General features: G+C 63.4%; 11 protein-coding genes. 6 read left to right on the forward strand and 5 right to left on the reverse strand.

Annotated elements, in window-relative coordinates; genetic code table 11:
* Positions 1-130 precede the first annotated feature (130 nt).
* Positions 131-835 (forward strand): GntR family transcriptional regulator, encoded by a 705-nt coding sequence (locus tag USDA257_RS21740; RefSeq protein WP_041415505.1) that lies wholly within the window; start codon positions 131-133, stop codon positions 833-835.
* 18 nt (positions 836-853) lie between these two features.
* Here USDA257_RS21740 and USDA257_RS21745 read toward each other — a convergent pair whose 3' ends face one another.
* Together USDA257_RS21745 and USDA257_RS21750 are read right to left on the reverse strand one after the other, a co-directional pair.
* Complete coding sequence (locus tag USDA257_RS21745) at positions 854-3,994, reverse strand: efflux RND transporter permease subunit (RefSeq protein ID WP_014765129.1); 3,141 nt, start codon at positions 3,992-3,994, stop codon at positions 854-856.
* On the reverse strand, positions 3,991-5,184 hold the full coding sequence (locus USDA257_RS21750) for an efflux RND transporter periplasmic adaptor subunit (protein WP_014765130.1): 1,194 nt from the start codon (positions 5,182-5,184) through the stop codon (positions 3,991-3,993). The genes USDA257_RS21745 and USDA257_RS21750 overlap by 4 nt, the downstream gene beginning before the upstream one ends.
* A 257-nt stretch (positions 5,185-5,441) precedes the next feature.
* Between USDA257_RS21750 and USDA257_RS21755 the strand changes: the two genes are divergently transcribed.
* The 3 genes from USDA257_RS21755 to USDA257_RS21765 all read left to right on the forward strand — a co-directional run bounded on the left by USDA257_RS21755 (position 5,442) and on the right by USDA257_RS21765 (position 9,459).
* Positions 5,442-6,254 (forward strand): cyclase family protein, encoded by an 813-nt coding sequence (locus USDA257_RS21755; protein ID WP_014765131.1) that lies wholly within the window; start codon positions 5,442-5,444, stop codon positions 6,252-6,254.
* Between the two features lie 22 nt (positions 6,255-6,276).
* Positions 6,277-6,687 carry a carboxymuconolactone decarboxylase family protein gene (locus tag USDA257_RS21760; protein ID WP_014765132.1) on the forward strand — a complete coding sequence of 137 codons (411 nt, stop codon included), beginning with the start codon at positions 6,277-6,279 and terminating at the stop codon, positions 6,685-6,687.
* A gap of 126 nt (positions 6,688-6,813) precedes the next feature.
* Positions 6,814-9,459, forward strand: coding sequence for an ATP-dependent helicase (locus USDA257_RS21765; protein ID WP_014765133.1), 2,646 nt, complete (start codon positions 6,814-6,816; stop codon positions 9,457-9,459).
* 10 nt (positions 9,460-9,469) lie between these two features.
* On the opposite strand, the gene USDA257_RS21770 is transcribed toward USDA257_RS21765, so the two are convergent.
* Both USDA257_RS21770 and USDA257_RS21775 read right to left on the reverse strand, forming a co-directional pair.
* Positions 9,470-9,931 (reverse strand): GNAT family N-acetyltransferase, encoded by a 462-nt coding sequence (locus tag USDA257_RS21770; protein ID WP_014765134.1) that lies wholly within the window; start codon positions 9,929-9,931, stop codon positions 9,470-9,472.
* Between the two features lie 86 nt (positions 9,932-10,017).
* A complete protein-coding gene (locus USDA257_RS21775) occupies positions 10,018-10,728 on the reverse strand; it encodes a phosphoribosyltransferase (protein ID WP_014765135.1) in 711 nt (236 codons plus the stop codon).
* Between the two features lie 283 nt (positions 10,729-11,011).
* Here USDA257_RS21775 and USDA257_RS21780 point away from each other — a divergent pair, with 283 nt between their 5' ends.
* Both USDA257_RS21780 and USDA257_RS21785 read left to right on the forward strand, forming a co-directional pair.
* A complete protein-coding gene (locus tag USDA257_RS21780; RefSeq protein WP_014765136.1) occupies positions 11,012-12,247 on the forward strand; it encodes a GGDEF domain-containing protein in 1,236 nt (411 codons plus the stop codon).
* An 83-nt stretch (positions 12,248-12,330) separates the two neighbouring features.
* Positions 12,331-12,831 (forward strand): CreA family protein, encoded by a 501-nt coding sequence (locus USDA257_RS21785; RefSeq protein ID WP_014765137.1) that lies wholly within the window; start codon positions 12,331-12,333, stop codon positions 12,829-12,831.
* Positions 12,832-12,931: 100 nt separating this feature from the next.
* Here the strand turns inward: USDA257_RS21785 and USDA257_RS38040 are convergent, their stop codons facing one another.
* On the reverse strand, positions 12,932-13,234 hold the full coding sequence (locus USDA257_RS38040; RefSeq protein ID WP_080605664.1) for a hypothetical protein: 303 nt from the start codon (positions 13,232-13,234) through the stop codon (positions 12,932-12,934).
* Positions 13,235-13,446: the final 212 nt, after the last annotated feature.

Raw genomic sequence — 13,446 nt, forward strand, 5'->3', positions numbered from 1 at the left:
CCGTCCGAGGCTGCCCCATTGGCTGGATTGACCGACGAGGGCACCCTGTGAGAATTCTCGAGCTTCGAGTCGGAAGCGCAGAACGTATTGGTCAGCGTACCGCATGAGGCAAGCTCACCAGACGATGAACATGTTGACAACACTCAGGCCCGAAAGAGATCACAAGAAACCGGCGGCGCGCTGGTCACCGATCTATCACGGTCTGCGGGATGCAATCGTCAGCCATCGACTGGCACCAGGCACGAAATTGCCGGAGGATGAACTCGCCTCGATCTATTCGGTAAGCCGCACTGTCATCCGCGCCGCGCTTCAGGCCCTTGCCCACGACTGGCTGGTGCGCCTGGAGCCAAATCGGGGTGCCTTCGTCGCGCAGCCGTCGCCAAAGGAGGCACGCGAAGTATTCGAGGCCCGTGCGCTGATCGAGCCCCGAGTAGCCGCACTCGCCGCCCAGGTTGCCAGGACCGAGGACGTGACTCTACTCCGCGGCCATCTCGAAAGGGAGCATGCGGCGCTAGACGCCGGCCGCGACAGCGACGCCATCATGCTGTCGGCCATGTTCCACGTCGGAGTTGCCGAAATCGCCGATCAATCCGTCCTGACCGGTTTCGTGCGCGATCTCGTGTCCCACTCCTCACTGATCATCGCTCTTTATTGGCGGCGTAGGGACACGACCTGCGAGAGCCACGCACATCATGCCCTTGTCGACGCCATCGAGGCCGGCGATTCCGACACGGCCGCCCAACTGATGAAGGATCACCTGCACGACCTGCTCTCCGGCCTCGATCTCAATCGCACGGGCCGAAAACCGGAGAATCTCGCTGACATCCTGAGCTGACGTCTCGGAGTCCGTCCCTCAACCTTTGAACGCCGCCGCCGCATCCATTTCCTCGTGCAGCTTGCGCTCCTCGTCCGCATGCGGGCTGGTGAAGCGGGCGATGACGAGATAGGCGACCGGGGTCAGATAGAGCGTGACGATCACCGCAAGTCCAAGACCGCCGACGAGCACCCAGCCGAGGGCGATGCGCGCTTCCGCCCCCGCGCCGCTCGCCAGCACCAAAGGCACGGCGCCGACGATTGTTGCGATCATCGTCATCATGACCGGCCTGAGGCGGATATTGGCGGCGTTCTCGATGGCGCTGCGCACGTCTTGACCGCGGTCACGCAGCTGGTTGGCGAACTCGACGATCAGAATGCCGTTCTTCGCCATGATGCCGACAAGCATGACGAGGCCGATCTGGCTATAGATGTTCAGCGTGTTGCCGGTCATGATCATCGCGAAGACGGCGCAGGCAAGGCCGAGCGGCACCGTCGACATGATGATCAAGCCACTGACGAAGCTTTCGAACTGCGCCGCCAGCACCAGGAAAATGATGACGATCGCAAAGCCGAAGGTGATGAACAGGCCGCTGGCGTTCTCGTCGAGCGTCGCGGCTTCCGCAAGCGGCATGATCCGCGACCCCGGCGGCAGCAGCGGCTCGGCCATCTCTTCCACCATCGACAGCGCCTCGCCCAATGCCAGGTCCGATTTCAAGCCGGCCGACAGCGAAACGGCGCGAAGCTGGGATTCACGCGCAAGCTGCGGCGCCACCGCCTTCTCCTCGACCGTTGCGATCGACGACATCGGCACGATCCGACCGTCGCCGGCCTTGACGAAGATGTTCTGAAGGTCGGTCGGGTCGTTGAGCGGCGTGGTGGAGGAGAGCAGCTTGACCGGATAGGCCTCGCCCTCGACGAAGATGTCGACGACGCTGCTACCGTCGAGCATCGCCTGCATCGCCCAGGAAAGGGCACTGATGTCGACGCCGAGGTCGGAGGCGCGCTCGCGGTCGATCGTCACGGACAATTGCGCCTGGTTGGCCTCGTAGTTCAGCCGCACGTTTTCGAAGCGGCCGGTATCTTCCATCGCCCGGACGAGCTTGGCCGACGCATCGCCGAGCTTCGTGTAGTCGTTGCCGACCAGGGCCACCTGGAGACCACTGCCCGCACCTCGAATACCGAGGCTGTTCGCCTGGATGGTGGAGGCCCGCACCGAGGGAACCGTGGCGGTCACCTTGTTGATGTCGGCGACGATCTGCTGTTGGGCTCGGTCACGCTGTTCCCAGGGGGCGAGCGTCAGCACCATGAAGCCGCTATTGGCAGAGCCGCCCTGGCCCGAAATCGAGAACACGTTGGTGATCTCGCCGGATTTGACCAGCGGCTGCAGGCCATCTTCGATGCGGCGCATCTGTGCCTGCGTATATTCCAGCGAGACGCCTTGCGGCGCGTTGATCCTCAGCATCACCTGCGAGCGGTCTTCGTTCGGCGTCAGCTCCGACTTCAGCGTCATGAAGCCCGCCGCCCCGGCCACAGTGAAGAAGGCGGCAACCGTGAAGACGACAAGCGGCGCATTGAGGCAGGCCCGGAGCGTGACGCGATAGAAGGCCGCTGCGCGCTGGCCGAAACGGGCCATCGGACCCTGGTGCGGATGCGCCTCGCTGGTCAGCATGCGCGAGGCAAGCATCGGGCAGAGCGTCAGCGAAACGAAGGAGGAGAGCAGGATCGAGAAGGCGAGCACGAAGCCGAATTCGCGGAAAAGCCCACCGGTCTGCCCCGGCAGGAAGGAAAGCGGCACGAAGACGGCCGCCAGTGTCGCGGTGGTCGCCAGAACGGCGAAGAAGACCTCGAGCGTCCCGTGCACGGCGGCCGCGCGGGGACCCAGCCCCTCCGCCCGGCGGCGCACGATGTTTTCCAAGACGACGATCGCGTCATCGACGACGAGGCCGGTCGCAAGCACGATCGCGAGCAGCGTCAGGATGTTGATCGAAAAGCCGGCGAGATAGATCGCCGCCACGGTGCCTATCAGGGCGATCGGCATGCTGATCGTCGGTATCAGCGTCGCGCGCCAGTCGAGCAGGAAGAGATAGATCACCAGCGTGACGATGAAGACGGCGACGCCGAGTGCAATCTCCACCTCATGGATTGCACCATTGATGAACACCGCATCGTCGCTGGTGATCTTGAGCTCGGTCCCCGGCGGCAGGATGTCCGAGGAGATCGTATCGACCACCTTGCGCACGCCTTCGGAAATATCGACGGTGTTCGACTGGGCCTGGCGGATGATGCCGAGGCCGATGCCCTGGCGGCCGTTGGAGCGCAGTGCCGAGCTGCCCGTGTCCGGGCCAAGGGTCACCGTCGCTACATCGCGAAGCCTGACATTGCTGCCGAGGATCAGGTTCTCGAACTGCTCGGGCGTCTGCAGGTCCGCCGTCGCGCGCACCGAAATATCCTGGCTGGCGCTCGTCAGCGACCCGGCAGGCACATCATAGGAGGCATTGGCAAGCGCCTCGCGCAGATTGGCGACGGTAACGCCGCGCCCGGCGAGCTTGGCCTGATTGAGGTCGATGCGGAAGATCTTCTCCTGGTCGCCATAGACGGTGACATCGGCGACGCCCTCGACCGCCGCCAGCCGGTCGCTGATCTCGTTCTCGACCAGCAGAGTCATGTCTTCCATCGACATGGTGTCGGAGGTCAGCGCCAGACGCATGATCGGCTGGCTGTCGGAATCGGCCTTGACGATGCGCGGCTCCTCCGCGTCATCCGGCAATTGGCCGGTGATCCGCCCGAGCGCGTCGCGGATATCGTTGGCCGCCTGGCCGATGTCGGTCGTGTCGGAAAATTCGAGCGTCACGCGGCTGCGGCCGAACGACGACGAAGAGGAGATGCCCTTGATGCCCTGGACGCGCGACACAGCGCCTTCGATGACCGAGGTCACCTCGCGGTCGATCGTCTCGGGCGAGGCGCCCTCGAACTCCGTCGTGACCGATATGACCGGTTGGTCGACCTGCGGCAGCTCGCGGATTTCGATGCCGTTCCAGGCGGCAAGACCCGCGACCACGATCAGCATGTTGACGACGAGCGCGAAGATCGGCCGGCGGATGAAGAGCGCGGTGAAGCCGGTCTTTCCGCCCTGCCCGCCGGCCGAACTGCCATGGTGGCCGCCTATGCCGATGTTCATTGCGTGTCCTCCGCCACCTTCTGCTCGCGCTCGGACCTCGCTTCACCGGCGATGCGGACCGCGCCGCCATCGCGCAGCCGCTGCACACCCTCCGTCACGATACGGTCGCCCTCGGCGACTTGCGCCTCTACGAGTACCCTGTCGGGATTGCGCTGGATGATTTTGATCGGCACCCGTTCGCTCTTGTCGCCATTGACGCGCCAGATATAGGACCCTTCCGAACTCCACTGGACTGCCAGCGGATCGACGGTCGGGTAACGATCGCCGTCAAAGGCCATCATGACGGAAAAGGACATGCCGGCGCGCAGCATGTCGTCCGGATTCTCCAGCCGCGCTCGCACCCTGAGCGTCCTACTCGCCTGATCGAGACGGTTGTCGATCGCATGGATGGCGCCGTCCAACTGCCGCCCGGGCTGCGCCACTGCATTCGCCGTGACGGGCTGCCCGACGGAAATCTTGCTGGCAAAGCGTTCCGGCACCCAGAAGTCGACAAGGATCTGCGATCGGTCGTCAACGACTGCGATCGGCGTCGATGTGGTGACGTAGTCGCCGACATTGATGGTGATGATGCCGACGATGCCCTTTGAAGGCGCGACGATGTCGCGCCGCTTGAGATCCAGTTCTGCCGTCCTGAGCGCCAGTTCGGCCGCCTGCATGGCGATCTCCGCGTCGCGGACCTCGACCGCAGTCACCGCGCGCGCCGTTCCGAGATTGCGATAGCGCTCGACCTTTTCCCGGGCGCTGTCACGCGTCAGCCTGGCCTGCTCGGCGGCAATCATCTGCTCGTCGTTGTCAAGCCGCGCGATGATCTGGCCTTCCTCGATCCGGTCGCCGGATTTTACCAGGATTTCCGTGAGATTGCCCGTCGAAGCAGGCGTCACCGTAACCGAACGGATGGCTTCGCCGTTGCCGATGGCGTTCAGGCGGTCGTTGACGATCGCGCTTTCCGCCGGCCTCACGACCACGAGCGCCCCGTCCGAGAAGCCGCCGCGCCCACCTTCTCCGCGCCCGCCATTGCGCTGTCCTGCGGCGCCTTCCCCCCCTTGCGATCCCGAAAGCGCATCGATCAGCGGATGCGAAACACCGATCGCCCCCAGAGTTTCTCCCGCTCCGGGTACAAAGCGCACCCAGACGACGCCCCCGACGACGAGAACGACGAGGCTGATCGCCAGTTGCTTCAAAAAGCGCATTCATGTCTCCGAATAAGATACGCGCTCCAGCGCGGCGCGTACCGGCGGAACGTTCCGAGTTGTCGAGAGTATCGTTATTAGCGCGCCTTCGGGCAATCTCGGAACGCCATCATTACGCATTTGTAATGAAAGCAGAATTTGATGTCCGCATCATGGCGCTCCAGCGCTCAGCTCCACCGGATAACCAGGGTTTACAGCCGCCGCGGCTCGGCTATTCTGCCGCTGAAGCCGGACGTTGAAGCGCGGGGAGAAAGCACATGTGCGATGCATGCGTGATCGAATCGGTAAAGCAGCAGATGTTGTCGCGACGCGGCTTCTTCCGCGCCACCGCAGTGGGAACAGCGGGCGTTGCAGCCGCCGGGATGGGAATAGCGCCGTCGGCGCTCGCAGCCGGCCATGCCAGCCTCACCGACCTCACCCATGAAGAGTTCCCGACCTTCTTCGGCCAGCAGCAATTCTTCCGCGAGCAGAAATTCAACTATGCCGAACACACGTTCAACCTGTTCGAACTCCGGCTGAACGAACACACCGGCACGCATGTCGACGCGCCGCTGCATTTCTCTGTCGATGGTCTTTCGGTCGCCGAACTGCCGGTCGAGAAGCTCGTCGTGCCGCTCTGCGTCGTCGACATTCGCGAGAAGGCCGCGGCCGACCCGGACGCGCAGGTGACGCCGGACGATATCAAGGCATGGATCGCCACCAACGGCGACATCCCGGAGAACGCCTGCGTCGCCATGCTCTCCGGATGGTCGGCGCATGTGAGTACGGACAAGTTCCGCAACCCGGACAGCGAGGGCAAGCTGCACTTTCCCGGCTTCCATGTCGAAACCGCCAAGTTCCTGCTCGAGGAAACGAAGGCGGCCGGGATCGCCGTCGACACGCTCTCGCTCGATCACGGCATATCGCCAGATTTCGCCACCCACCGCGCTTGGCTGCCGGAGGGCCGCTGGGGGCTGGAGGCTGCTGCCAATCTCGACAGGCTGCCGGCCAAGGGCGCGACGCTCGTTCTCGGCGCGCCGAAGCACCGCGGCGGCACCGGCGGTCCGGCGCGCGTGTTCGCCCTCGTCTAGGAACCGGCGAGAAGGAGGAAGCATGAGCACCGTCGCCCCGCCGTCCGATCCGGAAGCCGACCCGCGCGTGAAGGCGGTTTTCGACGATATCCGCGCCACCCGGAAATCGGACTTCGTCAACAATATGTGGCTCTGGCTCGCCTTCGATCCGGACCTCCTGGAACGCACCTGGGCGGAGGTCAAGGCGGTGATGGCGACGCCCTCGGCGCTCGATCCGCTGGTGAAGGAAATGCTCTATATCGCCGTCTCCGTCACCAATGGCTGCGGCTACTGCATCCATTCGCATACGGCCGCCGCCAAGGCGAAGGGCATGAGCGAGGCCGCGCACGCCGATCTGCTGCGCGTCATTTCGCTGGCCGCCAAGACCAACCAGCTGGCGACCGCGCTGCAGGTTCCTGTCGATCCGGTCTTCGACGCCATGGCCGATCGATAGCGACGTCAAAGCGCGCTCCTGAAAACGCCAGTCTTTCCACAGGCTTGCTCGGATGCGACGAGACTCCGGAATAAAAGAGGAACATCCTTTCTGGCCTTTCGGTCCCGAATCACTACATTGGGCCGCATGAGCAAAGGTTTCGACGACATTCCCTTCTTCGACGAGGAGCCGGCGCCGCGCAAACCCGCGCCTGCCGCCGGCGGCATCGCCGCGCGCGCCATGGCCGCCCGCGACAAAACCCAACGGCCGGACTATTTCTCCGGACTCAATCCGGAACAGCGCGAAGCCGTCGAAACGCTTGAGGGGCCGGTCCTGGTGCTCGCCGGCGCCGGTACCGGCAAGACGCGCGTGCTGACCACCCGCATCGCTCATATTCTTTCGACCGGCCGCGCCTACCCGTCACAGATCCTTGCCGTGACCTTCACCAACAAGGCGGCGCGCGAGATGAAGGAGCGCATCGGCGTGCTCGTCGGCCATGCGGTCGAAGGCATGCCCTGGCTCGGCACCTTCCACTCGATCGGCGTCAAGCTCCTGCGCCGCCATGCCGAACTCGTTGGGCTGAGGTCCGATTTCACCATCCTCGATACCGACGACGTGGTCCGCCTGATCAAGCAGCTCATCCAGGCGGAAGGCCTCGACGACAAACGCTGGCCGGCCAAGCAATTCGCCGGCATGATCGACACCTGGAAAAACAAGGGCCTCGATCCGGCGCATATTCCCGAAGGCGACGCGCGCGCCTTCGCCAACGGCAAGGGCCGCGAGCTCTATGCCGCCTATCAGAACCGGCTGCTAACGCTGAATGCCTGCGACTTCGGCGACCTGCTCCTGCATCCGATCCGGATGTTCCGCGCCAATCCGGACGTGCTCAAGGACTATCACGGCAAGTTCCGCTACATCCTCGTCGACGAGTACCAGGACACCAATACGGCGCAATATATGTGGCTGCGGCTCTTGGCGCAGCGGCACCAGGGGTCGCGGGGAAAACACCAAGTTTCGCCTCAAGAACACCCCTCCCCAACCCCTCCCCACAAGGGGGAGGGGCAAGCCCGTGCGGCCTCCTCCCTTTCCACATCGCACGCGAGAGATGAGGACACGGCGGCGCGTCAGTCTAGCCCTTCCCCCTTGTGGGGAGGGGTTGCGGAGGGGAAATCCCACGGCACGGCGGAAGGGAAGCCCCACGTCAACATCTGCTGCGTCGGCGACGACGACCAGTCGATCTATGGCTGGCGCGGCGCCGAGGTCGACAACATCCTCCGCTTCGAGAAGGATTTCCCCGGCGCCAAGGTCATCAAGCTCGAGCGCAACTACCGCTCGACCGAACATATCCTCGGCGCCGCCGCGCATCTGATCGCCCACAACGAGGGCCGGCTTGGCAAGACGCTCTTCACCGAGCGCAGCCATCCGGACGACGAGAAGGTGCATGTCCACGCCGCCTGGGATTCGGAAGAGGAAGCACGCGCCGTCGGCGAGGAGATCGAGCAGCTCCAGCGCCAGAAGCACAAGCTGAACGACATCGCGATCCTGGTGCGCGCCTCCTTCCAGATGCGCGAATTCGAAGACCGCTTCGTCACCCTCGGCCTCAATTATCGCGTTATCGGCGGCCCGCGCTTCTACGAGCGGCTGGAAATCCGCGATGCCATGGCCTATTTTCGCCTCGTCTGCCAGCCGGCCGACGACCTCGCCTTCGAGCGCATCGTCAACACGCCGAAGCGCGGCCTGGGTGATACCACCGTTCGCAACCTGCACGACTATGCTCGCGCCCGCGACATTCCGATGCTTGCCGCCGCAACCGAGATCATCGACACCGACGAGCTGAAGCCGAAGGCACGCAAGGCGCTGTTCGACGTCGTCACCGATTTCCGCCGCTGGCAGACTTTGCTCGAAACGACGCCGCATACGGAGCTTGCCGAGCAGATCCTCGACGAGAGCGGCTACACCGCCATGTGGCAGGCCGACAAGTCCGCCGAAGCGCCGGGGCGGCTCGAAAACCTCAAGGAACTCATCCGCTCGATGGAGGCCTTCGAATCGATGCGCGGCTTCCTGGAGCATGTCGCGCTCGTCATGGATGCCGAGCAGAACGAGGACATGGATGCCGTGTCGATCATGACGCTGCATTCGGCCAAAGGCCTGGAATTCGACACCGTCTTCCTGCCGGGTTGGGAGGAAGGGCTGTTCCCACACCAGCGCGCCCTCGACGAAGGCGGCCGCGCCGGCCTCGAGGAGGAGCGCCGCCTCGCCTATGTCGGCATCACCCGGGCCAAGCACCGCTGCCATATCTGGTTCGTCTCGAACCGCCGCATCCATGGCCTCTGGCAGTCGACGATGCCCTCGCGCTTCCTGGACGAACTGCCGATTGACCATATCGAAGTTGCCGAGCAGGACGTCTCCTATGGCGGCTACAATCGCGGCGGCTACGGCCAATCGCGCTTCGACAAGGCCGACCCCTTCGAGAACACCTACCAGACGCCCGGCTGGAAACGCGCCCAGCAGCACCGCACAGACGCCACCCGCGACAACTGGGGTACCCGCTCCGGTCACGCCGTCGAGCGCATCGGCTACGGCGAGTCAGGTCCCCGCACCCGCACCATTGAAGGCGAACTCATCGCCAAGTCGACGACTGCGGAACCCTCGCGCTTCAGTGTCGGCGACCGCGTCTTCCATCTCAAATTCGGCAACGGCAACATTGCCGCGATCGAAGGCAACAAGCTGACGATCGATTTCGACCGCGCCGGTCAGAAGCGCGTGCTGGATGGATTTGTCGAAAGAGTGTGACGGGGCGACCTCAAATCACCATCCGATACATCACGAAGCCGGACTTCTCGGCGACCTTGTCGTAGAGGCGCATCGCCTTGAGGTTCGTCTCGTGGGTCAGCCAGTAGACGCGCGACGTGCCGGCTCGTCTTGCCGCTTCGAAGACCCCGTTGATCAGCGCCTCCCCGACCCCGCTGCCGCGCGCCGCCTCGTTGATGAAGAGGTCCTGGAGATAGCAATTCGGCTGGATTGCCGTGGTGGTACGGTGAAAGATGAAGTGCGTGAGCCCGACCAGCCGGCCCTTGCTCTCGGCAACCAGGGCATGCATTGGTTCATAGGCATCGAAGAAGCGCGACCAGGTCATGTAGGTGATGTCCTGAGCGAGAGCGCTTTCGCCCGAGCGTCCGTAAAAGGCGTTGTAGCCTTCCCAAAGCAGCAGCCACTGGTCGTAATCGCTCCGGACGAGCGGGCGGATGGATAGGTTTACGCTCATTGCAGACCCCACCGGAAAGGCCGTTACGGGGGCGCAGCATAACCGTTGATATCGGCGAGGTCTATGTGCCAGCCGCGTGCCGTTCATCACTCAATTTCATCTGAACCCGTCGAGCCGTTTCCCTCTGCGCTTCCTGGGCCCTCCCCCTTGGCGCGCCCCATGAGGGCGATCACCTCGGCGTCGGTGGTTTGCTCGAAATCGTCGTAGTAGATGCTGACGGCATGGAAGGGATGGGGCGTCGCGAGGCAGACGACCCGGTCGACTTGACGGCGGAGGCTGGCGATCGCACTCGGCGGAGCCACCGGAACGGCGATCATCAGCGCCGCAGCGCCCGCCTTCCGGAGTGCCTGAACGGCAGCGCTTACTGTCCCGCCGGTGGCAATCCCGTCGTCGACGATGACGACGTTGCGTTTCTCCGGCGAAATGCGCGGCCGATCCCCCAGATAAAGCCTGCGGCGGCGCTCCAGTTCGAGGCGCTGACGCGCCGTCTCGGCTTTGAGATATTCCTTGGAAGGACTGACGAGGCGCATCGCTTCGGCATTGAGGACCAGCTGCGGCTCGTCGCCATCGACGAGCGCGCCGAGACCGAATTCGGCATGTCCGGGAGCACCGATCTTCCGCACGATCAGGAGTTCGAGCGGGGCACCGAGGATCGCCGCCACCTCGAAGGCAACCGGCACGCCGCCGCGCGGCAGCGCCATCACCAGCGGATCGGCAAAGCCCTCCGGTCCTATCGCCGCGGCGAGTCTTCGGCCGGCATCGACCCTGTCTGCAAAGCAAAGGCTCTCATGGGACATGGCGTACGCTCCGGACCATCGTCCGACGAGTTGAACCGAGGCACTTCGCGAAACGTGATCGGCCCTTCGCCGTCCATGCATTGAGCGAAAGCCCAGCCCTCCTCGACCCGAATCCATTGTTCCGTTCAAAAATTTCATCGCAACCAATGCGAGAAAAGCTAAACGCTAAAATTGCAGCGAATTTGGCCGGCCTTCGTTAACACGGCCCCGCTACGAATTTCATCACGCATACGGCTGGCCCGAAAGCCATCCGCTTCATTTTAGCACGACAGGCCGTTTCGAAATGAGCATTTTCCCTGCCATATCGGTCATTGCGCATTTGGCACTTCTGCCCGCCCTTCTAAGCCTGCGAAGCTCCGAGACAGCAGGGGCGCGGGAATTCTCGATCGCCTGTGCACTATCGGCGATTGCAATTGCTCTGCTGACGGCGGCGACGTCGTTCAGCGTCCCCCTGGTCGCGATACCCGGCCATGCGGCGATGACAGCTGCCTTTTTCGCCATTCTTCTTGGCCTTCGCCGGCTCGTCGACCAGTCGGTCTCCATCGGCTTCTGTGCCACGCTCGCATTTGCGGCCGCCGCGGCCGGCCTTCTCGTCGATCTGGGCGGTCAAGACAGCTTCGGCGTACGCATGTTCGTCATCGCCGGCTGCGGCGCGGCTCTCCTTGTCGTCATCGGCCTGCCAATCCTTGACGGAGGGGCCAGGGAAAAGCCGGCATTTCGAGCCGTGGCAACCGGCTTGCTGGCGGTTGCCCTTACGGGGCTCGTTCACGCCGTCGGGTCCGCGCCCGAAGCGTCCCCTGACGCCCCCTTCTCCGCCGCAGCGCTCGCCTTCGAATTCTCCCTCGCCTTCCTGCAGATATTCTTCCTCCCCGCCCTTTTCGTCGCCGTGATCCTGACGATTGACAACCGCGTTATCGCCAGCCTGAGAACAATGCTCGCCCGCGACCCTTTGACGGGCGCCTTGTCGCGCAGAGCGCTTATCGAAGACGGAGAACGCACGATCGCCGACTGCCTTGCCCGTCATCGCCCGGCTGCCTTCCTCCAGCTCGATCTCGACTATTTCAAGCAGATCAACGACCACTACGGCCACGCTTGCGGCGACATGGCGCTCGCCCATTTCGTCGAGACCGTTTCCGCATTCCTCGACGGGCGCGGAATCTTTGGGCGGATCGGGGGCGAGGAATTCGGGATCGTGCTGCCGGACCATACGGAGGAGCGGGCGACAGCCGTCGCCGAGGCGATCTGCCGCGCCGTACGCGATACGCCAGTCGGCCGCGCGCATCAGCGCATCCGCTTGACGGTCAGCATCGGCATCGCTGCCGCATTAGCCGGCGACACGATCATGGACGTGATGATCCGCGCGGACCTGGCACTTTATGACTCCAAGGCCGATGGCCGCGATCGCTGCTCGATCGCCAGGCATCGCCAAGTCGATGCGAGCGCCCGCGCACTTGCAGCGGCTGCCGCGCAACTCAGAGAAGCCGACACTCACCGGGAGCAGTTGCGCCAGACTGCATGAGAGGCCAAGCAGCACGGGATCCGGCGTCTTGCATTGCCGACGCGACCACCTATGTGAACGATGCCGTTCATTGGAGGATACCCATGTTCCGCCGCACCCGCACCCTGCTTATCGCTGCCTCGCTGTCCTTGCTGGCCGCGACCACCCTGCCTGTTCGCGCCGAGACGGTGGGCAAAGTCGGCGTCGACTGGCTCGGCAACGATATCAAGATCGACGCCGTGCGCGATCCGAAGGTGAACGGCGTCACCTGCCACGTCACCTATTTCGACCGCAGCGTCATCGATCGCTTGAAGAACGGCAACTGGTTCGAGGATCCCTCGAATAATTCGATCGCCTGCCGCCAAACCGGGCCGATCGCCATCGGCGATATCGATCTGTCGAACGAGGGAGAGGAAGTCTTCCGTTCCGGCCTGTCGCTGATCTGGAAGGATCTGCTCGTGACCCGCATCTACGACAAGGCCAATGACACATTGATCTATCTTGCGCACTCGCGCCAATTGACCGACGGGTCTGCCAAGATGTCGATCACGACCGTGCCGCTCTTCGGCCAGACCGTCACTTGGGAAAAGGGCCGCCCCCAATAGACACTGCCGCCGCGATCAATCGCGGCGGCAGTAGGGGTGCTTCAAAGCGAACCTGGCTGAACCACCCGGTCCGGAGACCAGGCCCGATAGCTCCAGACCTTCAGGGTGTCGGCGGGAAGATACCGCGGTAATATTGACCCTCGCCCGTCTCGTACCTTTCCCTATAGGTAGCACCGCCACTCGGATAAACACGCTGGCCGTCGATACTACCCGTAGGCATGACATCGACATTCGACGGGGCGGCCCTTCGGGGCATCAGCACTCGCGTACGGTTCTGCGTTCCCGGAGGATTATTCGTATCGATCCCTTGGTAATAACTGTCTGCAAAGGCCGGTACGGCAACACTAGCAAGTGCGGACGAGAGGGCGAATGCGGCGAATGACGTTTTCAGAGAAAATCTCATGACGTTAACTCCTATCTCCGTTCAGCATCCTCGCCTCCTGACGGATGCAACAGTAGCAGCATACGGCCTCCTAGCGGATGCTGCAGTTACCAGGATAACACCTTTCGGAGCCTCGGCTTCCTCCGCACAGTCAATGTTTCGTCACGTTTGCTCATGCTACCGTGATACAGATTAAGCAACTTTAACTTGACGACCCATGGCAGACGACGGCT

It is taken from the genome of Sinorhizobium fredii USDA 257, from assembly GCF_000265205.3.
Classification (GTDB): Bacteria; Pseudomonadota; Alphaproteobacteria; order Rhizobiales; family Rhizobiaceae; genus Sinorhizobium; species Sinorhizobium fredii_B.